Source organism: Polymorphospora rubra (assembly GCF_018324255.1).
GTDB lineage: Bacteria > Actinomycetota > Actinomycetes > Mycobacteriales > Micromonosporaceae > Polymorphospora > Polymorphospora rubra.
In genome coordinates, this window is the sequence record NZ_AP023359.1 from 5,208,427 (window position 1) to 5,228,087 (window position 19,661).

Below are 19,661 nucleotides of genomic sequence, written 5' to 3' on the forward strand. Positions count from 1 at the left end.
GGCGGCCGGGCCGGCCCGCGGGAAGCGACGTTTACTTCCCCGGCCCCCGGGAACCCGCCCGAAGTGCCAGCTCAGCAGGTCGATCCCAGGGGTGGGTCCGGCGCGGGACGCGCCGGACCGGGTACGGGTGCGGTCCTGTTCGACGCCGTGCTGTTCGACCGCGACGGCACGCTCGTGCACGACGTGCCGTACAACGGCGACCCCGACCGGGTACGACCCGTCGACGGTGCCCGGGAGGCACTCGACCGGCTGCGCGCCGCCGGGCTGCGGCTCGGCGTGGTCACCAACCAGTCCGGGCTGGCCCGGGGCCACTTCAGCGCGGCGGACCTGGCCCGGGTCAACGCCCGGATCGACGAGCTGCTCGGCCCGTTCGACACCTGGCAGATCTGCCCGCACGACGATCCCGCCGACTCCGACGCCGACGCGCCCGGTGGGCCGGGCGGCCGGGCCGGCTGCCGGTGCCGGAAACCGGCGCCCGGGCTGGTGATCGACGCCGCCCGGGCACTCGGGACCGTGCCGGGCCGGTGCGTCGTCGTCGGCGACATCGGCCGCGACATGACCGCCGCCGGCGCCGCCGGCGCGGCGGGCGTACTGGTGCCGACCCCGGCCACCCGGCCGGAGGAGATCGCCGCCGCCCCGGCCGTCGCCGGCGACCTGCGTGGCGCGGCCGACCTGATCCTGCGCCGCCAGCGCCTCGTCGGCCCGGCCCGCGCGACCCGCCGGTCCCGCCCGCGCGCGGTCCTGGTGGCCCGCCCCGACTCGGCCGGCGACGTGCTGGTCACCGGGCCGGCGATCCGGGCGGTGGCGGCCGGCGCCGACCGGGTGGTGATGCTGTGCGGCCCGCGCGGCCGGGCCGCCGCCGAACTGCTGCCCGGCGTCGACGAGATCGTCGAGTGGTCGCTGCCGTGGATCGACCCCGACCCGGCCGCCGTCGACCGGGAACAGGTCGGCCGGCTGACCGACCGGCTCGCCGCGACCGGTGTCCAGGAGGCGGTGCTGTTCACCTCCTTCCACCAGTCGGCGTTGCCGCTGGCCCTGGTGCTGCGGATGGCCGGCGTGGCGCGGATCGCGGCGATCAGCGACGACTACCCGGGCTCGCTGCTCGACGTACGGCACCGGGTGCCGCTCGGCATCCCCGAACCGGAACGCGCCCTGTCGCTGGCGGCCGCGGCCGGGTTCGCGCTGCCGCCCGGCGACGAACCCGTCCTGCGGCTGCGGACCGGCCCCGGTGCCGCCGGCCGCCCGTACGTGGTCGTGCACCCCGGCTCGTCGGTGCCGGCCCGGGCCTGCCCGCCGGTGCGCTGCGAACAGATCGTCCAGGCACTGGCCGGCGCCGGCCACCGGGTCCTGGTCACCGGTGGACCGGGCGAGCGCGAGCTGTGCGCCCGGGTCGCCGGGACCGCCGGGATCGACCTCGGCGGCCGGACCGCACTGCCCGACCTGGTCCGGATCATCGCCGGCGCCGGTGCCCTCGTCGTCGGCAACACCGGGCCGGCGCACATCGCCGCCGCCGTCGGCACCCCGGTGGTGAGCCTGTTCGCCCCGACCGTCTCCTTCGGACAGTGGGGGCCGTACCGGGTGCCGTGGGTCCGCCTCGGCGACGCCACCGCCCCTGCCGGCACACCCGGGCCACCGCCTGCCCGGTGACCGGCCACCCCTGCCTGTCCCGGGTGGAGCCGGACAGCGTCGTCGACGCGGTACGGCTGATCGGCGTACCGGCCGGCGGCCCCGTGGCGGGTGCCGGGTGAACATCCTCCTCTGGCACGTGCACGGCTCCTGGACCACCGCGCTCGTGCACGGCAGGCACCGCTACCTCGTGCCGGTCAACGCCGCGCGCGACGCGTACGGGCTGGGCCGGGCCCGCACCTACGACTGGCCGGACACCGTACGGGAGGTCACCGCGGAGCGGCTGGCCCGCGAGGACGTCGACGTGGTCCTCCTGCAGCGCCCCGAGGAGGTCGACCTCGTCCACACCTGGCTGGGGCGCCGGATCGGCCGCGACCTGCCGGCGGTCTACGTCGAGCACAACACCCCCAGGGGCGAGGTGCCGCAGACCCGGCACCCGTTCGCCGACCGCGACGACCTGCTCGTCGCCCACGTCACCCACTTCAACGAGCTGTTCTGGGACACCGGGGCGACCCGGACCGCCGTCATCGAGCACGGGGTCGTCGCACCGGTCCCGCGCTGGACCGGCGAACTCGACCGGCTCGCCCTGGTCACCAACGAGCCGGTACGCCGTTGGCGGGTCACCGGCACCGACCTGATGCCCCGCTTCGCCGCGGTCGCCCCCCTCGACGTCTACGGGCTCGGGGTGAGCGGACTGCCGACCCGGCTGGGCCTGCCCGCCGACCGGCTCGCCGTCCACGACGACGTACCGCAGGACCGGATGCACGCCCAGGTGGCGCGGCGGCGGGCCTACCTGCACCTGTGCCGGTGGACGTCGCTCGGGCTCAGCCTCGTCGAGGCGATGGCGATGGGCATGCCGGTCCTCGCCCTGGCCAGCACCGAGGCGGTCGAGGCAATCCCGGCACAGGCCGGTGTGCTGTCCACCCGGGTCGACACCCTCGTCGACGCCGCCCGGTGGCTGATCGACGAACCGGACGCGGCGGACCGGCTCGGGGCGCGTGCCCGCGAGGTCGCCCGCACCCGCTACGGCCTGGACCGGTTCCTGGCGGACTGGGACCGGTTGCTGGAGGAGGAAGTATGCGTATCGCGATGATCTCCGAGCACGCGAGCCCGCTCGCGGTGCCCGGCGGCGAGGACGCCGGCGGCCAGAACACGCACGTGGCGCAGCTCGCCACGGCACTGGCCCGCGACGGCCACGAGGTACGCGTCTACACCCGCCGGGACTCGCCCGACCTGCCGGCGACCGTGCCGATGCCCGGCGGGGGGCTCGTCGTGCACGTGCCGGCCGGTCCGCCCGAACCGCTGCCCAAGGACGCCCTGCTGCCGCACATGGGCGCCTTCGGCCGGTGGCTGGGCGACCGGTGGGGCGACGCCGAGCCGCTGCCCGACGTCGTCCACGCGCACTTCTGGATGAGCGGACTCGCCGCGGTCACCGCCGCCGGGCGGACCGGGGTGCCGGTCGTGCAGACGTACCACGCGCTCGGCACCGTCAAGCGTCGCCACCAGGGCACGATGGACACCAGCCCGCCCCGCCGGATCGGCTACGAGCGCGCCCTCGGCCGGGCCGTCGACCGGGTCGTCGCGCAGTGCGCCGACGAGGTGCGCGAGCTGGTCCGGATGGGGGTGCCCCGCAACCGGATCGCGGTGGTGCCCTCCGGTGTCGACGACGAGGTCTTCGCGCCGACCGGGCCGGTCGCCCCGCGGGTGCCGGGCCGGCCACGCGTCCTCACCGTCGGCCGGCTGGTCGAGCGCAAGGGCTTCCAGGACGTGATCGCCGCGCTGCGGCTCATCCCGGACGCCGAGTGCGTCGTCGTCGGCGGGCCGCCCGCCGACCGCCTCGACGACGAACCGCACGCCCGCCGGCTTCGGGCGTTCGCCGCCTCGCTCGGCGTCGCCGACCGGGTACGGCTGGTCGGCGCGGTGCCGCCCGACCAGATGCCGCTCTGGTACCGCTCGGCGGACGTGCTGGTCGCCGCCCCCTGGTACGAGCCGTTCGGCCTCACCCCGCTGGAGGCGATGGCGTGCGGCGTACCGGTGGTCGCCACCGCGGTCGGCGGACTCACCGACACGGTCGTCCACGGCCTCACCGGTGACCTGGTGCCGCCGCGCGACCCGCGCGCCCTCGGCGCCGCGATCCGCGGCCTGCTCGACGACCGGGTCCGCCGGTTCGCGTACGCCACCGCGGCCGTCGACCGGGCCCGGCAGTCCTACACCTGGCGGCGGGCCGCCGCCCAGCTCGGCACCGTCTACTCGGCCGTCGTCGGGGTGCGCCGGACCAGTGGGGCGGTCGCCTGATGACGGCCCCGTCGGTCCTGGACAGCCACCTCGCCGCGCTCGCCGCGGCCCTGCGGCCCTTCCGGCGGGTCGCCGACCGGCTCGACCGGTGGGGCGGCGAACTGGCCTGGACCCTGGGCACCGGCGGCCGGCTGCTGGTCGCCGGCAACGGCGGCAGCGCGGCCGAGGCGCAGCACCTGGCCGCCGAACTCGTCGGCAAGCTGCGCGACGACCGCACCCCGCTGTCCGCGATCGCGCTGTGCGCCGAGACGTCGTCGCTGACCGCGATCGGCAACGACTACGGCTACGACGAGGTCTTCGCCCGCCAGGTACGCGCCCACGGCCGGGCCGACGACGTCCTGCTGCTGCTGTCGACCAGCGGCCGCAGCGCCAACCTGCTCGCCGCCGCGCGGGCCGGCCGCGAACAGGGCCTGCGCTGCTGGGCGCTGACCGGCCCGGCCCCGAACCCGCTCGCCGAGCTGTGCACCGAGGTCCTCGCGGTGCCGTCACCGGAACCGCAGGTGGTGCAGGAACTGCACCTGCTGTCGGCGCACGTGCTGTGCGAGTACGTCGACCGTGACCTGCCGGCCGTGCGCGGCCTTTCCGGCACCGTGCCGACGGTGGAGCACATGACCGGCCGGAATGGGGGAATCCGCGGGCTCGGTGCCCCAACCGAGGCAAGCGAGGTGAGCACATGACGCACCGCCTGGTCGTCGTCGGCGACACCCTGCTCGACCGCGACGTGGACGGGATGGTCACCCGGCTCTGCCCCGACGTGCCGGTGCCGGTGCTGGAGGAGGCGACCACCCTCGACCGGCCCGGCGGCGCCGGTCTGGCCGCGCTGTTCGCCGCCCGGCAGGGCTTCGACGTCGCCCTGGTCACCGCGCTCGCCGACGACGACGGCGGGGCCCGGCTGCGCGAACTGCTCGCCGACGCCGGGATCGAGGTGCACGTGCTGCCGCTGCCCGGCGCCACCGCCGAGAAGATCCGGCTGCGGGCCCGCGGGCAGGTGCTGCTGCGGCTGGACCGGGGTGGAGCCGCCGGCCGCCCGGGCGAACCGCCGCCGGCCGCCCGGGCCGCGCTCGCCGGTGCCGCCGCGATCCTGGTCAGCGACTACGGCCGCGGCGTCGCCGCCGCCCCGGCGGTCCGGGCCGCGCTGGCCCGTACCAGCGCGCCGGTCGTCTGGGACCCGCACCCGCGCGGCCCGCGCGCCGCGCCCGGCGTCCGCCTGGTCACCCCCAACGAGAACGAGGTACGCCAGCTCACCGGCGACGGCCCGGACGGCTCCCGGCTGGCGACCGCCTCCCGGGGGGCCCAGGAACTGCGCCGGCGCTGGCGGGCCGGCGCGGTCGCGGTGACGATGGGCGGCGACGGGGCGCTGCTGTGCCACTCCGGCCCGACGCCGTTGGTGGTGCCGGCGCCGGCCAACGCCGACGGCGACACCTGCGGGGCCGGTGACCTCTTCGCCGCCACCGCCACCGGCGCGCTGGCGCAGGGTGCGCTGGTCTCCGAAGCCGTCCAGGAGGCGGTCCGCGAGGCGACCGAGTACGTCGCGGCGGGCGGGGTCGGCGCGGCCCTGGTGCCCGGCCCGGGCAGCGGCGCGGCGGTGAAGGCCGCGTACCGGCGTCCGACCGGCACCGGCGTGTACGGCGACCGGCCGGCCGGTGCCGGACCGCGGCACACCGGGGACGACGGTGCCGGGGCGCCGCCGCACCGGCCCGACGGCGCCGACGGCCACTCGGTGGCGGCCGGCGCGCTGGTCGCCGACGTACGGGCCCGGGGCGGCACCGTCGTGGCCACCGGGGGCTGTTTCGACCTGCTGCACGCCGGCCACGTCGCCACCCTCCAGGCGGCCCGCCGGCTCGGCGACTGCCTGGTGGTCTGCCTGAACTCCGACGCGAGCGTCGCCGGGCTGAAGGGCCCGGAGCGGCCGGTGGTGCCGCAGGGCGACCGCAGCCGGCTGCTGGCCGCGCTCGGCTGCGTCGACGCGGTCGTCATCTTCGACGAGGCGACCCCGCACGCGGTGCTGTCCTGGCTGCGGCCCGACGTGTGGGTCAAGGGCGGCGACTACGCCGGGGGCGGCGGTGACGAGCCCGACCTGCCCGAGGCGGCCCTGGTACGCCGCTGGGGCGGGCAGACCGTCGTCGTGCCGTACCTCGACGGCCGGTCCACCACCGGGATGATCGCCGCGGCCCGCTCGGGGGCGGGGCGGCCGGCGGAGGAGGCGCGATGACCGCGACCGCACCGGGCGGCGGCCCGGCGGTGCTGGTGACCGGCGGGTCGAGCGGGCTCGGCGCGGCGGTGGTGGCCGCGATCGCCGATGCCGGCGGCCGCCCCTACGTGCTGGACCTGACCGAACCGGCCCCCGGCGTGGACTGGCTGGCCTGCGACCTCGCCGACACCCGGGCCGCGGAGGAGGCGACCCGGCGGCTGGCCGAGCTGGCCGGCGGGTTCGGCGGGGTGGTCACCGCGGCCGGCGTGGACCGGCCGGGCGCGCTGGTCGACGTGCCGGCGGCCGACTGGGAGCGGGTGGTCGCCGTCGACCTGCTCGGCACCGCGGCCGTCGTCCGGGCCGCGCTGCCGTACCTGATCGACAGCGGCGGGAACGTCGTCACGGTCGCCTCCACGCTCGGTCTGAAGGCCGTCGCGGACGCCACCGCCTACTGCGCGGCCAAGTTCGGGGTCGTCGGGTTCACCCGCGCGCTCGCCGCCGAACTCGCCGGCTCGGTCGGGGTCACCCTGCTGGTGCCGGGCGGGATGCGGACCGCGTTCTTCGACGGCCGCGAGGAACAGTACCGGCCGGGCGCCGACGCGGTGCTCAACGACCCGGCCGCGGTGGCCGCCGCCGTCGTCTTCGCCCTGCGCCAACCGCCGGGTAGCGCTGTCCGCGAGATGGTGCTGTGCGCCGACCGGGAGACGTCGTACCCGTGATCCTGGTGCTGCGGGCCCTCGGGGTCGGAGATCTCGCGACGGCGGTGCCGGCGCTGCGTGGCCTGAAGGCCGCGTACCCGGACCAGGACCTGGTGCTGGCCGCGCCGCGCTGGCTGGCACCGCTGGTCGACCTGGTCGGCGCGGTGGACCGGCTCCTGCCGCTCGACGGCCTCGGGCCGGCCGGCGAACCGGAGCCGGCGGGCGAACCGGAGCCCGTCGACGGCGCCGGACCGGTGCCGGGGCAGTGGGCGGCGCTGGACGGGGTGACCCCGGAGCTGGCGGTCAACCTGCACGGGCGCGGCCCACGATCGCACGAGCTGCTGCTGGCCGCGAACCCGGGGCGGCTGCTCGGCTTCGCCTGCCCCGCCGCCGGCCACCTCGACGGTCCGCACTGGAACGACGACGAGCACGAGGTGCAGCGGTGGTGCCGCCTGCTGCGCGGGTACGGCATCGCCGCCGACCCGGGTGACCTGGCGCTGCGCCGGCCCCCGCCGGCCTGGCTGCCGGTCGGTCTGACCGTCGTGCACCCCGGCGGCAAGGACACCGCGCGGCGCTGGCCCGCGCAGCGCTGGGCCGACCTCGCCCGGTCGCTGGACGGGCTCGGCCACCACATCGTGGTCACCGGGTCGGCGGACGAACACGACCTCGCCGAGGAGGTCGCCACCGGCGCCGGTCTGCCGATGAACGCCGTACTCGCCGGGCACACCGACCTGGCCGAACTGGCCACCCTCGTCGCGTACGGCCGGATGGTGATCAGCGGGGACACCGGGATCGCGCACCTCGCCACGGCGTACCGGACCCCTTCGGTGCTGCTCTTCGGCCCGGTTCCGCCGCACCGGTGGGCGCCGCCGGCGGACCGGCCGTGGCACCGGGTGCTGTGGCGGGCCGACCTGGCCGGCGAGCCGGCGCCGGCGGACACCCCACACCCGTCGCTGCTGGCCGTCGAACCCGACGAGGTGCTGGCGGCGGTGTCCGAGGCGGACCGGACCGGCCAGGTGCGGGATGCGGTTACGGCGCACTGACCTGGACCGCCCCGGGTACGGCCGGCGCCGGCGCGGCCGCGGCGTCAGCTTCCTCGACCTCGACGGCCGGCCGATCACCGCGCCGGACGAACTCGACCGGCTCCGCGCCCTGGCCATCCCGCCGGCCTGGCGGCAGGTCTGGATCTCACCCGACCCGCAGGGCCACATCCAGGCCACCGGCGTCGACGCCGCCGGCCGCAAGCAGTACGTCTACCATCCACTGTGGAGAACGCGGCGGGACGAGGCCAAGTTCGACCACGTGCTGGAGGTCGCCACCCGGCTGCCGGCCCTGCGCGAACGGGTCGCCGTCGACCTGACCGGCCGCGGGCTGCGCCGCGAGCGGGTCCTCGCCACCGTCACCCGGCTGCTCGACATGGGGATGTTCCGCGTCGGCGGCGACCAGTACGCCGCCGGCGACGACCCCACCTTCGGGGTGGCCACCCTGCGCGCCGAACACGCCCGGCCACGCGCCGGCCGGATGATCCTGGAGTTCCCGGCCAAGGGCGGCGTCGCCCAGATCCGCGAGGTCGACGACCGCGACGTGTGTGCCGTACTGCGCCACCTGCGGCGCAGCCGGGCCGCCGGCGACCGGCTCTTCGGCTACCTGGCCGGCCGGCACTGGTACGACGTGAAGAGCGACGAGATCAACGGCTACCTGCGGCAGGCCAGCGGCGGCGCGATGACCGCCAAGGACTTCCGCACCTGGCACGCCACCGTCCGGGCCGCGACCGGACTTGCCGGTGCCGCCCCGGCGACCTCCGCGACCGCCCGCCGCCGGGTCGTCACCGCCGTCATGCGGGAGGTCGGCGGCCTGCTCGGCAACACCCCCACCGTGGCCCGCGCATCCTATGTGGATCCCCGGATCGTGGACCTCTACCACGGCGGGGTGGTGGCGCGGGTGGCCGACCCGGCGAGCCGGGAGGATGCCGAGCGGGCCGTACTCGACCTGCTGGTCAGTCGGTGAGCATGTGCGACAGCTCGTCGCGGAACCGGCGCTCCGACTCGGTGACGACCTCGCCGCCGATGCCGAACACCCCGCCGCTGCGGGCCGCCGAGACCACCTCGTCGGCGATGGTCAACAGCCAGTGCTTGTACGCACCGGCGTCGCCCTCGTCGACCTTCCCGTCGACCAGCGCCGCCGCCTCCTTCGCCCGACCCAGCACGTCGGCGATCAGCGCCTGCGGGTCCGGCGGTGCGATGATCGGCAGTTCCTCGCCGGTCTCCGGGTCACCGACCCGGGACACGAGTTCGACCGCGATCGCCGACACCAGCGGGCTCGGTGCCTCCCGCCCGGTCGAGATCGCCTCCAGGCCGGCCGCGTTCTCGGCCATCGTCCGGCGGGTGCTGTCGGCCTCCGCCGCCGTCGCCGCGGTCAGCACCGCGTGCGGCAGGCCGACCAGCAGCCCCCACTCCTCGTCGGAGAAGCCGAAGGTGCTGAACACCGGTTGCTCGGTCATCGGAACCCCTTCCAGAACGGGGATCGTCCCCGCGTGAGACTAGATCAGGTCGGCGTCGTGGATCAGCCCGCCTCGCGGGCCGACAGGGCGATCAGCCCGCCTCGCGGGCCAGCAGCCCCTGCTCGCTGACCACCGGCACCGACAGCGTCTTGTAGCCGACGTCGTCGAAGAGAACCGTCATCCGGTCGTCCTCGTAGCCGAGCACCATGCCGCTGCCCCACTCGGCGTGCCGCACCGTGCTGTGCACCGGGAACGGCCCGCTCGACCCGTCGTCGGCGGTGCTGTTGCCGGCGTGGCAGTTGTCGCAGTGCCCACAGACCTTCTTCATGTGCTCACCGAAGTACGCCAGCAGCGTCTGCCCCCGGCAGCCACCGTGCTCGGCGAAGGCACGCATCATGTCCGTACGCGAGCGTTGCACCGCCTGCTGCCGCTCCGCCTCGGCGAGCGCCGTCCGGGCCGCGTCCGCCGGTTCCGGGGCGTACCGGGGGCTGGCGAGCCGGTTGCCGGCCCGGGTGGCGGCGGCGCCGACCTGCTCCAGCAGGGCGAGCAGCTGACCCAGCTTGCGGGCGCTCAATCCGCTGCGTTCGCGTAGCTCGGCTTTTGTCGCCGGCCCGTCGCGCAGCAGCGCGGCGAGGTCGCGCAGGTCGGTCTCGTCCGGGCCGCCGCCGGTGAAGTACCGCTGGATGCCGACGTCCTCGGCCCGCCACAGCAGCAACGCCCGCGCCGGCCGGCCGTCCCGGCCGGCCCGGCCGATCTCCTGCAGGTAGCTGTCCGGGGAGTCGGGCAGGGCCACGTGCGCCACCCACCGGATGTTCGGTTTGTCGATGCCCATGCCGAACGCCGACGTCGCCACCATGATCGGCACCCGGTCGGCGAGGAAGTCCCCGTGCAGCCGTTCCCGCGCGCCGGCGGCCATTCCGCCGTGGTAGTGCGCGGCCGGGTGGCCGGCCGTGGTCAGTTGGCCGGCCAGTTCCTCGGCCGCCCGGCGGGTGGCGACGTAGATCACGCCGGGTCGCTCCTCGGCGTCGAGCAGCGCGAGCAGCCGGCGCCAGCGGTAGTCCTCGGTGGGGCAGTGGCCGACCTCGAGGAACAGGTTCGGCCGGTCCAGCCCGGACACCACGGTCCGCGGGTCGGACAGGCCCAGCCGGTCGACGATGTCGTCGCGTACCGGCGGGGACGCGGTGGCGGTCAGGGCGACCACCGGCGGCCGGCCGATGCCGCGGATCAGATGCCCCAGGGCCAGGTAGTCGGGCCGGAAGTCGTGTCCCCAGGCCGAGATGCAGTGCGCCTCGTCGACCGCGACCAGCGCCGGTCGCAGCGCCTTGACCTCGGCCAGCCGGTCCGGCCGGTTCAGCTGCTCGGGCGTGATGAACAGGAACCGGGCCCGGCCGGTACGCAGATCCTCGAGCGCGGCGGCCTGCTGGCCGGGCGTCTCGGCCGAGCTGACCCGCACCGCCCGCAGCCGCGGGTCGCCCCGCTCGTTGAGCGCGATGATCTGGTCCTGTTGCAGGGCGAGCAGCGGCGAGACCACGACCGTCGGTCCGGCCAGCAGCGTGGCCGGAACCTGGTAGACGGCGGACTTGCCGGCTCCCGTCGGCAGGACGACGAGCGCGTCGCGGCGCTTCATCAGGGCCCGCATGGCGGACAGCTGACCGGGTCGCAGCGACCGCCAACCGAAGTGCTGTCGGGCGACGCGGCGCAGCCGGGTCGAGTGCAGTGGCAGCTTCATCGGAGACCGTGGGTACCCGGGGCCGGGGCGGGCGAAACAACACCCGCACCCGGCGCGTCGCCGCCGGTCAGCGCAGCGCGGGGAACACCCGTTCGGCGTACAGGTCGAACAGGCCCTGGTAGTGCGGGCCGGTGTTGGCGACGTAGACCTCGTCGAAGCCGGCCTTGGCGTACCGGTCGATCATCTCCAGGTGTTCCCGCGCGTCGTCGCCGCAGACGAACGCCTTGCGGACCAGGTCCGGCGTGACGAGTTCGGCGGCCTGCTCGAAGTGTCGGGGTGACGGGAGCACCTGGGAGAGTTCGCCGGGCACGCCCGCGTTCGGCCAGCGTTCGTACGCCAGCCGGGCGCCCTCGTCGGCGGCCGACGCGTACGCCGCCTTGAAGCCGCCCTGGCACGGCTTGTCGCCGCCCCCGTTGTCGCGGAACCGGCGGACCAGGTCGGCGTCCGGCATCGTGCTGACGTACCCGTCGCCGATGCGGGCGGCGAGGTCGATGGCCTTCGGGCCGAACGCGGAGACGTAGACCGGTGGCGGCTGCTCGGGCAGCGTGTAGATCCGGGCGTTGTCCACCGTGTAGTGGTTGCCGTCGTGGTGGGTGAACCCGCCCTTCCACATCCGGCGCATGATGTCGATCGCCTCCTCGAGCATCTCCAGCCGGGTGCCGGCGCTCGGCCAGGGGTCGCCGAAGATGTGCTCGTTGAGGGCCTCGCCGGTGCCGACCCCGAGCACGAACCGGCCCTCCATGAGGACCGCGCTGGTCGCCGCGGCCTGCGCGATCACCGCCGGATGGATGCGTACGGTGGGGCAGGTGACCGCGGTGGTGACCGGGAGTCGGCAGACCTGGCTCAGCGCGCCGATCATCGACCAGACGAACGGGCTCTGCCCCTGCGCGTCGACCCACGGGTGGAAGTGGTCGGAGATCCACAGCGCCTCGAAGCCGGCCCGTTCGGCGCCCCGTGCCTGGTCGAGCAGTTCCGCGGGGGTGTACTCCTCGCTGGACAGGAAGTAGCCGATGCGCATGACGAGCCTCCTCGAGCCGGGGGATTGCCTCGGCTGGGGAGGTACCCCGGCGGGCGCACCTCATGCCCGGTCCGCCCGGTCGCCCCGGGTCAGCGGCCCTTGCCGAACAGGGCGCGGATGGCCGCCACGAGCAGCAGGATGCCGAGGATCGCGCCGATCAGCTGGACGCCGGGGATCTCCGACCACGGGGTCTCCTCGGCGGCCGTGACCCACGGGGTCTGCCCGGCGGCGGAGATGCGCGTCATCACCGCACCTTCGCACAGCGGTGGAGGTCGTGCCCACCCCGGCTTCGTGACGTAGATCACGGAAGCGCTCCCAGTGGCCGGCCGAAACTGGTCGGCCGTCGGCCCAATTAATAGAAAGGTTTATTGACTATTAGACCGGCCGGGTGTGAACATGGCAGCTACCGCGCAGCCGTGGGGGCCGGCGGAGTGTCTACTGTGGAACTACGGGGGCCTGATGACCGACCGGAGCGGAGAACTGCCGCGGCTCGCTGCCCAAGTGCTGCAACCCGGCTTCGAGGGCACCACCCCGCCGGCGTGGATACGCCGCTGGCTGGGCGAGGGACTGGGCGGGGTGGCGCTGTTCGCCCGCAACGTCGAGGACCCCGAGCAGGTCAGCCGGCTCACCGCCGCGCTGCGCGCCGAACGCCCCGACGTCGTCGTCGCGATCGACGAGGAGGCCGGCGACGTCACCCGGTTCGAATCCCGCCGGGGCAGCTCACGCCCCGGCAACCTGGCGCTCGGCACGATCGACGACCCGGCCCTGACCGAGGCGGTCGCCCGCGACATCGGCGCCGAACTCGCCGCCGCCGGCATCACCCTCAACTACGCGCCGGACGCCGACGTCAACTCCAACCCCGGCAACCCCGTGATCGGCGTACGGTCGTTCGGCGCCGACCCCGCACTCGTCGCCCGGCACACCGCCGCCTGGATCACCGGCCTGCAGTCCGGCGGCGTCGCCGCCTGTGCCAAGCACTTCCCCGGCCACGGCGACACCAGCGTCGACTCCCACGTCGACGTACCCCGGATCGCCTCCGACCGCGACCGCCTCGACACCTGCGAACTACCGCCGTTCCGGGCCGCCATCGCCGCCGGCGTACAGGCGATCATGACCGGCCACCTGCTCGTCCCGGCAGTCGACCCGCGACACCCGGCCACCCTCAGCCGCCTCGTCCTGAGCGACCTGCTCCGCGGCGAACTCGGCTTCAACGGCGTCATCGTCACCGACGCCATCGAGATGAAGGCCATCACCGACCGGTACGGCTTCGAGGCCGGCACCGTACGCGCCCTCGCCGCCGGCGCCGACGCCATCTGCATCGGCGGTGAACTGTCCGACGAGGACAGCGCCGACCGGTTGCGCCGGGCGATCGTGGCGGCCGTCGTCGACGGCACCCTGCCCGAGGAACGGCTCGTCGAAGCCGCCAAGCGGGTCGACGAACTCGCCGCCTGGACCATGCAGAGCCGGTCCGGGCTCGGCCCGTGGGCCGGCCACGGTCCGGACGGGTCACCGATCGGCCTGGCCGCCGCCCGCCGGGCCGTACGGGTCACCGTCGCAGGAGGCCACGTCCCGCTGCCCCTGACCGGACCCGCCCACGTGATCGAGTTCGCCCCGCCGCGCAACATCGCCATCGGCGCGGAGACCCCCTGGGGCGTCGGCGCACCCCTGACCGACCTGCTGCCCGGCACCACCACCGCCCGCCTGGACGAGGCTGACCTGCCGGCCGGCGGGGAACCACCGGCCGCGCTGCTCGCCGCCGCCGCCGGCCGGTCGCTCGTCCTCGTCGTCCGCGACCTGCACCGGCATCCGTGGATGGCCGCCGCGGTCGACCGGGCCCTGTCGGCCCGCCCCGACGCGATCGTGGTGGAGATGGGGCTGCCGGTCACGGTCACCGGGCAGGCGCACCTGGCCACGTACGGTGCCACCCGGGCCGGTGCGCGGGCCGCCGCCGAGCTGCTCGCCGGCACCTCCTGAGCAGCCGTTCCGTCCTCACCATCGGTGCCCCCACAGGCACCGTAGGTCGCAGTATGGTCCTCCGGTGACCTCCCGCTGGCAGCGGGTCGCGATGAACCCCTCGTGGATCCGGTGGCTTCCCTGCGCCCACGCCTACCTCACCGTCGTCCCCGTCGCCGGCCGGTTCCCCCGCTCGGCCTGGGACGACGTGGTGCCCTGGGACGATCCGGTGTGGTGCGACCCCGGCGGCATCGAGGACTGGGTGGGGCGCACCGGGGCACGGCAGGCACGCCGCGGCGAACCCGCCGAACGCGAGATCCGTGCCCGGTATGCGCAGGTGCTCGCACTGCGCGAAACACGGATGGATGTCTTCGCCGAGATGTGCCGGCGGCGGGACCTGCCCACCCCGCACACCGTCACCGAACTCCTGATCTGCCTCGCCGGCCTCGGACTGTTCGACCTCGACGGTGCCGCCGGCGATTCCTGGGTGTGCCCGCACCTCGACCGTGACCCGCTCGACGTGCTGCCGCTGTCCGCACCCGAATCCGACCTGGAACGACTCGCCCAGCGCGACGACCGGGCCGTCCAGGTCGCGATCGCCGTACGCCGGCTCGCCGTCCGCGCCCGCCGACGTTGGCCGAAGCGGCGCACGGTCAGCACCACCGTCGCGGCGGTCGCGGGCATGGCCGGGGTGACGCCGCGGGAGGCGACGGAGGCGCTCGGCGACCTCGGCAACCTGGCCGGGCTGCGCACCGACACCGTCGACCCACCGGATTCGGTACGCATCACCGTGCCCTGGCCGGAGTTCGGCCAACGCTTCCCGTTCTCCGAACTCCCCGCCCCCGAACACGCCATCTGACCCATCCCACCCGTCGGCCCCGCTCCGCCGCCCCGGTGCGCTGATCCCGGTCCGCTCCCGCCGCCCCGGTGCGCTGATCCCGGTCCGCTCCCGCCGCCCGGCGCGCCGATCAAGGACTTGTTGCGCGATTCGTGTCCTGATTCGGGGTGGACATCCCCTCGATCGGCGGCCGGGGAGGGCGCACGTTGGACCGGGTGCTGCCGGGGCGGTGCGCGGCCCCGCTCCCAGACCTGCGCGGAGCGCGCTACGCGTGATCGAGGAGTAGTCGTGGGAATTCACGTCCGATTCGCGTGCCATATCCCCTTGATCAACGGGGCGGTCATGGCGCCGGTCGCCGACCGAGGAGCAGTTGTGGGAATCCTGTCCACTTTGGTGCGTACATCCCCTTGATCGGCAGGGCGTGCGCGGGCCGTGTGGTGATCGACGAGGCTCGGGGTGGCGCGGGGGTGGCGAGGCGCACCGGCGGCGGGGGTGCGGCGGCGGTGGCGGGGTGCGGCGGCGGCGGTGGCGGGGTGCGGCGGCGGGGTGCGGCGGTGCGGGGCCGGGTGGGGTGCGGCGGCGGTGGGCGGCGTGGTGGTAGAGGCCGGGGCCGGGCGGGGCTACCGGGGCGGGTGGTGGGTCACGGGGTCAGGCGGAGGATGCGGTCGTCGCCGTCGCGGGGGCGGCCGCGACCGTCGCGGTTGGACGTGAGCACCCACATCGAGCCGTCCGGCGCGGCCGCCACGTGCCGCAGCCGGCCGTGCTCGCCCTGCAGCAGGGTCTCCGCGCCGGAACCGTCGGTGCCCAGCCGGTAGAGCCGCTGGCCGCGCAGGCAGGCGACCCACACCTCGTCGCCGACCACGGCGATGCCGCTCGGCGACGCGTCGTTGGTGGCCCAGGTGGCGACCGGGTCGATGAACCGGCTGTCGCCGGAGACGCCCTCGGCCTCCGGCCAGCCGTAGTTGCCGCCCGGCTCGATCCGGTTGAGTTCGTCGTACGTGTTCTGGCCGAACTCGGCGGCGAACAGTGTGCCGGCGGAGTCCCAGCCCAGCCCCTGCGGGTTGCGGTGGCCGTAGCTCCAGACGGGGGAGTCGCCGAACGGGTTGCCCGGCGCGGGTCGGCCCTCGGGCGTCAGCCGCAGGATCTTGCCGGCCAGGCTGTCCCGGTCCTGTGCCGCGCCGCGGTCGCCGGCGTCGCCGGTGGTGGCGTAGAGCATGCCGTCCGGCCCGAACGCGATCCGGCCGCCGTTGTGCGTGTTGGCCTTCGGAATGCCGGTGAAGATCGGTTCGGGCGGTCCGCCGGGGCGCAGCCGCGCGATCCGGTTGTCGTCGCGTGCCGTGTAGTAGACGTAGATCCAGCCGTCGGTGGCATGGTCGGGGGAGACGGCGATGCCGAGCAGGCCGCCCTCGCCACGCGGTACGGCCTCGTCGACGCGGGCCACCTCGGTCACGGTCCCGTCGGCCGTCACCGACACGATCCGGCGACTGTCGCGTTCGGTCACCAGGGCCGAGCCGTCGGGCCGGAACGCCAGTCCCCACGGCGCCTCGAGGTCGCTCGCGACCGTCGACACCGGGCCGTGCCCGGCGCGGGGCGCGTCGTCGACCGACGGGTCGGCGAACCATCCCCGCCAGACCGCGACGGCGCCGAGGGCGGCGAGCAGCACGACCGCCGCGACGCCGGCGAGCACGAGTTTGGTCCGGCTCCGGCCGGGACGGTCAGGCTTCGCCACGGGTACGACCCTACGTCGCCCACCGCACCGGGGGCCGCCCGGCGACCCGCCGCGCCACGGGTCAGTACGGCGCGGACTCCGGGGCCAGCAGGTCGGCGTACTCGGGGTGGGATCCGATGAACGACGAGATGAACGGGCAGGGGGCCTGGACCCGTTCGCCGCGTTCGCGTACCTGGTCCAGCGCGCCGCGGGCGAGCGCGCTTCCGACCCCCTTGCCCTGGTAGGCGGGGTCGACCTCGGTGTGGGTGAAGATGACCAGGCCGGGTGCCAGCCGGTAGTGGGCGGTGCCGGCGAGGCTGTCGTCGACCAGGATCTCGAACCGTCGCCGTGCCGGGTTGTCCTCGATCAGGAACGCCATCCGCCGACCCTATCCCCGCCGGGTACCGGGCGGCCGGCCGTCCCGGGGAACGCGAGCGCGGTCCCCGTACCCTTGGGCCATGATCTCGAGGATGCCCCCGCTCCGTCCCCGCCGCATCGCCGCCCTCGCCACCGGTCTCGCCCTCGCCGGCGCCGTCCTCGCCGGCTGCAGCTCCGAGGGTGCCTCCACCCAGTGTGGCCTCGACCAGTGCACGGTCACCTTCGACCGTGGGGTCGAGGCCAGCATCGAACTCCCTCTTCTCGGCATCGACGCGAAGCTGGTCGGGGTCGACGGTGACCTGGTGACGGTCGAGGTCGCCGGGCAGCAGCTCTCGCTGACCACCGAGCAGCAGGCGGCCGAGGTCGCCGGGCTCCAGGTCACCCTGGAGTCGGTCACCGACAGCGAGATCGCGGTCAAGATCTCCCGCTGACGCCGTCCACCGGGCGGGCCGCCCCGGGCGGCCCGCCCGACACGTTTGAGAACCATCCGGACGGGTCAATGTCAGGCCCATGACGTTGACCCGCGATGCCGAAGCCACCGCCTCCAGAGCCAGGAACAGCAAGGCGCTGGAGGCCCTCGCCCGGGCCGGTTTCATCGGCTACGGGATCGTCCATCTTCTCTTCGCCTGGCTGGCCCTGCAGATCGCGTTCGGCCGCCCGGCCGACGACGGCGACCAGTCCGGGGCGCTGCGTACCCTGGCCCAGCAGCCGCTGGGCAAGTTCCTGGTGATCGCCGTCTGTGTCGGGCTCGCCGCGATGGCGCTCTGGCAGGCCCTGGAGGCGGCGGTCGGGCACCGCGAGGACCGCGGTAACGAGCGCACGGTCGAGCGGGTCGCCTCCGCGGTCCGCACGGTCGTCTACGCCTACTTCGCCTGGACCGCCTACAAGGTCTTCAGCAACGCCAACTCCTCCAGCGCCGACAGCCAGGAGGTGCTGACCGGCAAGCTGATGGAGTCGACCGGCGGCCAGTGGCTGGTCGGCCTCGCCGGGCTGGTGCTGGCCGGCGTCGGGGTGGGCCTAGTCGTCTACGGCGTCATCAAGCGCTTCGAGAAGCACCTGCACACCGGGCGGATGAGCGCCCGGGTCCGCAAGCTCACCCAGCGGCTCGGCATCGCCGGCTACTCGGCCAAGGGCGCCGTGTACGCGGTCGCCGGTGTGCTGATCGTCACCGCCGCGGTGACGTACGACCCGGACAAGTCGCGCGGCCTGGACGGCGCCCTGCACGCCCTGCGCGAGCAGCCGTTCGGCACCGTGCTGCTGGCCCTGATGGCGCTGGGGATCGCCGCGTTCGGGGTGTTCTGCTTCGTGCAGGCGAAGTACCGCAAGGTCTAGGTAGGGCACGACCCGATCGGGACCCGCTTCACACCGGAAGCGGGTCCCGAACATTGGTGGCGTACGCCCGAATCGGGCAGTCTTGTCGTCTACGCGGTATCCGTCGCACCTCCGGACGCCGCCCATCGCACGGACCCGACGAGAAACTCCGGGGGATCTTCGCAGTGCATCCCATGTTCTGGACGGTCGTGGCCACGCTCGGCGCCGCGGCCGTCGCCTTCGCCGTCGTGCAGGTGGCCCACCTGGTCGTCCGCCGGCTCGGCCGGCGCTCCACCCTGCTGACCGAGTTGTCCGACCACGCGCACCGGCCGTTCCTGGTCGCCGCGACCACGCTCGCGGTCGCGCTCGGGGTCCGGTTCTCGACCGGGTACGCCACCGGCGAACCCTGGCGGCAGACCGTCCTGCACCTGCTGACCCTGGCCATCATCGGCACCGTCGCCTGGCTGGTCGCCTCCCTGCTGCTGGTCAGTGAGGACACCGCGCTGGCCCGGTTCCGGGTCGACGTGCCCGACAACCGGCAGGCCCGCCGGATCAAGACGCAGATCGTCATGCTGCGCCGGGTCACCATCGCCGTCATCGTGGTGCTGGCCGTGGGCGCCGGCCTGATGACGTTCCCGAGCGTGCGTGGCGTCGGCGCGAGCGTGCTCGCCTCGGCCGGCGTCATCGGCGTCGTGGCGGCGCTGGCCGCCCAGAGCCTGCTCGGCAACGTGTTCGCCGGCCTGCAACTGGCGTTCAGCGACGCCGTACGCCTCGACGACGTGGTCGTCGTCGAGGGGGAGTGGGGCCGGATCGAGGAGCTGACCCTGAGCTACGTCGTCGTGCAGATCTGGGACGACCGGCGGCTGATCCTGCCGACCTCCTACTTCACCACCAAGCCGTTCCAGAACTGGACCCGGACCCGGTCGGCGGTGCTCGGCACCGCCGAGTTCGAGGTCGACTGGTCGGTACCGGTCCAGGCGATGCGCGAGGAACTGCGCACCGTCTGCGAGGGCACCGAGTTGTGGGACGGCCGGGTCTGCGTGCTGCAGGTGACCGACGCCGTCGGCGGCGTGGTCAAGCTGCGTGCCCTGGTCAGCGCCGCCGACGCGCCGAGCCTGTGGGACCTGCGCTGCCTGGTCCGCGAACAGTTGGTCAACTGGCTGCGCGACCGGCAGCCCACCGCCCTGCCGAGGATGCGTACCGAGGTCGGCGACGCCGGCGGCGACCTGCCCTGGCAGTGGGTCAGGCCGCGCCGCCCGGCCCGCCGGCCGGCCGACGCGGAGGCGCCCGACGACGCCCGGGTCTTCGGTGGCAGCGACGACGGCGACGCCCGCGGCCACGCCTTCGTCGGCCCGGAGGAGCCGGTCGACGCGACCCGGTGACGTCGTCCGGCGAACGGGCGGACCCGCAGGTCGG

General features: G+C 75.0%; 18 protein-coding genes and 1 pseudogene. 13 read left to right on the plus strand and 6 right to left on the minus strand.

What is annotated here, in order from left to right; translation table 11 throughout:
- Positions 1-63 precede the first annotated feature (63 nt).
- The 8 genes and pseudogenes from Prubr_RS23580 (at position 64) to Prubr_RS23615 (ending at position 8,817) form a co-directional block, all read left to right on the plus strand.
- Positions 64-1,748, plus strand: a pseudogene (locus Prubr_RS23580) (HAD-IIIA family hydrolase).
- Positions 1,745-2,719 (plus strand): glycosyltransferase, encoded by a 975-nt coding sequence (locus tag Prubr_RS23585; protein ID WP_212817061.1) that lies wholly within the window; start codon positions 1,745-1,747, stop codon positions 2,717-2,719. Before Prubr_RS23580 ends, Prubr_RS23585 begins: the two are co-directional and overlap by 4 nt.
- Positions 2,704-3,921, plus strand: coding sequence for a glycosyltransferase (locus Prubr_RS23590; RefSeq protein WP_212817062.1), 1,218 nt, complete (start codon positions 2,704-2,706; stop codon positions 3,919-3,921). The genes Prubr_RS23585 and Prubr_RS23590 overlap by 16 nt, the downstream gene beginning before the upstream one ends.
- A complete protein-coding gene (locus tag Prubr_RS23595; RefSeq protein ID WP_212828407.1) occupies positions 3,918-4,598 on the plus strand; it encodes a D-sedoheptulose-7-phosphate isomerase in 681 nt (226 codons plus the stop codon). The genes Prubr_RS23590 and Prubr_RS23595 overlap by 4 nt, the downstream gene beginning before the upstream one ends.
- Positions 4,595-6,133, plus strand: a complete 1,539-nt coding sequence (locus tag Prubr_RS23600) for a PfkB family carbohydrate kinase (RefSeq protein WP_212817063.1) — start codon at positions 4,595-4,597, stop codon at positions 6,131-6,133. Before Prubr_RS23595 ends, Prubr_RS23600 begins: the two co-directional genes overlap by 4 nt.
- Positions 6,130-6,831 carry an SDR family NAD(P)-dependent oxidoreductase gene (locus Prubr_RS23605; RefSeq protein WP_212817064.1) on the plus strand — a complete coding sequence of 234 codons (702 nt, stop codon included), beginning with the start codon at positions 6,130-6,132 and terminating at the stop codon, positions 6,829-6,831. The genes Prubr_RS23600 and Prubr_RS23605 overlap by 4 nt, the downstream gene beginning before the upstream one ends.
- A complete protein-coding gene (locus Prubr_RS23610) occupies positions 6,828-7,853 on the plus strand; it encodes a glycosyltransferase family 9 protein (RefSeq protein ID WP_212828409.1) in 1,026 nt (341 codons plus the stop codon). Before Prubr_RS23605 ends, Prubr_RS23610 begins: the two co-directional genes overlap by 4 nt.
- Positions 7,834-8,817 carry a DNA topoisomerase IB gene (locus tag Prubr_RS23615; RefSeq protein WP_212817065.1) on the plus strand — a complete coding sequence of 328 codons (984 nt, stop codon included), beginning with the start codon at positions 7,834-7,836 and terminating at the stop codon, positions 8,815-8,817. Before Prubr_RS23610 ends, Prubr_RS23615 begins: the two co-directional genes overlap by 20 nt.
- Here the strand turns inward: Prubr_RS23615 and Prubr_RS23620 are convergent.
- From Prubr_RS23620 to Prubr_RS23635, 4 genes are all read right to left on the minus strand, one after another.
- Positions 8,807-9,310 (minus strand): hypothetical protein, encoded by a 504-nt coding sequence (locus Prubr_RS23620; RefSeq protein ID WP_212817066.1) that lies wholly within the window; start codon positions 9,308-9,310, stop codon positions 8,807-8,809. The two genes, Prubr_RS23615 and Prubr_RS23620, sit on opposite strands and share 11 nt — an antisense overlap.
- 91 nt (positions 9,311-9,401) lie before the next feature.
- Positions 9,402-11,039: a RecQ family ATP-dependent DNA helicase gene (locus Prubr_RS23625; protein WP_212817067.1), complete on the minus strand. Its 1,638-nt coding sequence runs from the start codon at positions 11,037-11,039 to the stop codon at positions 9,402-9,404.
- A 67-nt stretch (positions 11,040-11,106) separates the two neighbouring features.
- Complete coding sequence (locus Prubr_RS23630; RefSeq protein ID WP_212817068.1) at positions 11,107-12,057, minus strand: TIGR03557 family F420-dependent LLM class oxidoreductase; 951 nt, start codon at positions 12,055-12,057, stop codon at positions 11,107-11,109.
- 89 nt (positions 12,058-12,146) lie between these two features.
- Positions 12,147-12,302, minus strand: coding sequence for a hypothetical protein (locus tag Prubr_RS23635; RefSeq protein WP_212817069.1), 156 nt, complete (start codon positions 12,300-12,302; stop codon positions 12,147-12,149).
- 214 nt (positions 12,303-12,516) lie between these two features.
- Between Prubr_RS23635 and Prubr_RS23640 the strand changes: the two genes are divergently transcribed.
- Both Prubr_RS23640 and Prubr_RS23645 read left to right on the plus strand, forming a co-directional pair.
- On the plus strand, positions 12,517-14,031 hold the full coding sequence (locus Prubr_RS23640) for a glycoside hydrolase family 3 protein (RefSeq protein WP_212817070.1): 1,515 nt from the start codon (positions 12,517-12,519) through the stop codon (positions 14,029-14,031).
- Between the two features lie 64 nt (positions 14,032-14,095).
- Positions 14,096-14,869 (plus strand): DUF6042 family protein, encoded by a 774-nt coding sequence (locus Prubr_RS23645; protein WP_212817071.1) that lies wholly within the window; start codon positions 14,096-14,098, stop codon positions 14,867-14,869.
- Positions 14,870-15,488: 619 nt separating this feature from the next.
- Here the strand turns inward: Prubr_RS23645 and Prubr_RS23650 are convergent.
- Both Prubr_RS23650 and Prubr_RS23655 read right to left on the minus strand, forming a co-directional pair.
- Positions 15,489-16,577 carry a PQQ-dependent sugar dehydrogenase gene (locus tag Prubr_RS23650; protein ID WP_212817072.1) on the minus strand — a complete coding sequence of 363 codons (1,089 nt, stop codon included), beginning with the start codon at positions 16,575-16,577 and terminating at the stop codon, positions 15,489-15,491.
- A gap of 61 nt (positions 16,578-16,638) precedes the next feature.
- Positions 16,639-16,935: a GNAT family N-acetyltransferase gene (locus Prubr_RS23655; protein ID WP_212817073.1), complete on the minus strand. Its 297-nt coding sequence runs from the start codon at positions 16,933-16,935 to the stop codon at positions 16,639-16,641.
- Positions 16,936-17,014: 79 nt separating this feature from the next.
- Here Prubr_RS23655 and Prubr_RS23660 point away from each other — a divergent pair, with 79 nt between their 5' ends.
- From Prubr_RS23660 to Prubr_RS23670, 3 genes are all read left to right on the plus strand, one after another.
- Complete coding sequence (locus tag Prubr_RS23660; protein WP_212817074.1) at positions 17,015-17,365, plus strand: hypothetical protein; 351 nt, start codon at positions 17,015-17,017, stop codon at positions 17,363-17,365.
- Between the two features lie 79 nt (positions 17,366-17,444).
- A complete protein-coding gene (locus tag Prubr_RS23665) occupies positions 17,445-18,266 on the plus strand; it encodes a DUF1206 domain-containing protein (protein ID WP_212817075.1) in 822 nt (273 codons plus the stop codon).
- 164 nt (positions 18,267-18,430) lie between these two features.
- Positions 18,431-19,627 (plus strand): mechanosensitive ion channel family protein, encoded by a 1,197-nt coding sequence (locus Prubr_RS23670; protein WP_425517941.1) that lies wholly within the window; start codon positions 18,431-18,433, stop codon positions 19,625-19,627.
- Positions 19,628-19,661: the final 34 nt, after the last annotated feature.

Bases quoted from the DNA above. Each gene is read 5' to 3' on its own strand.
- Prubr_RS23590 (WP_212817062.1), top strand. From the start codon at position 2,704: ATGCGTATCGCGATGATCTCCGAGCACGCGAGCCCGCTCGCGGTGCCC.
- Prubr_RS23600 (WP_212817063.1), top strand. From the start codon at position 4,595: ATGACGCACCGCCTGGTCGTCGTCGGCGACACCCTGCTCGACCGCGAC.
- Prubr_RS23605 (WP_212817064.1), top strand. From the start codon at position 6,130: ATGACCGCGACCGCACCGGGCGGCGGCCCGGCGGTGCTGGTGACCGGC.
- Prubr_RS23615 (WP_212817065.1), top strand. From the start codon at position 7,834: ATGCGGTTACGGCGCACTGACCTGGACCGCCCCGGGTACGGCCGGCGC.
- Prubr_RS23620 (WP_212817066.1), bottom strand. From the start codon at position 9,310: ATGACCGAGCAACCGGTGTTCAGCACCTTCGGCTTCTCCGACGAGGAG.
- Prubr_RS23625 (WP_212817067.1), bottom strand. From the start codon at position 11,039: ATGAAGCTGCCACTGCACTCGACCCGGCTGCGCCGCGTCGCCCGACAG.
- Prubr_RS23630 (WP_212817068.1), bottom strand. From the start codon at position 12,057: ATGCGCATCGGCTACTTCCTGTCCAGCGAGGAGTACACCCCCGCGGAA.
- Prubr_RS23635 (WP_212817069.1), bottom strand. From the start codon at position 12,302: ATGACGCGCATCTCCGCCGCCGGGCAGACCCCGTGGGTCACGGCCGCC.
- Prubr_RS23640 (WP_212817070.1), top strand. From the start codon at position 12,517: ATGACCGACCGGAGCGGAGAACTGCCGCGGCTCGCTGCCCAAGTGCTG.
- Prubr_RS23655 (WP_212817073.1), bottom strand. From the start codon at position 16,935: ATGGCGTTCCTGATCGAGGACAACCCGGCACGGCGACGGTTCGAGATC.
- Prubr_RS23660 (WP_212817074.1), top strand. From the start codon at position 17,015: ATGATCTCGAGGATGCCCCCGCTCCGTCCCCGCCGCATCGCCGCCCTC.
- Prubr_RS23665 (WP_212817075.1), top strand. From the start codon at position 17,445: ATGACGTTGACCCGCGATGCCGAAGCCACCGCCTCCAGAGCCAGGAAC.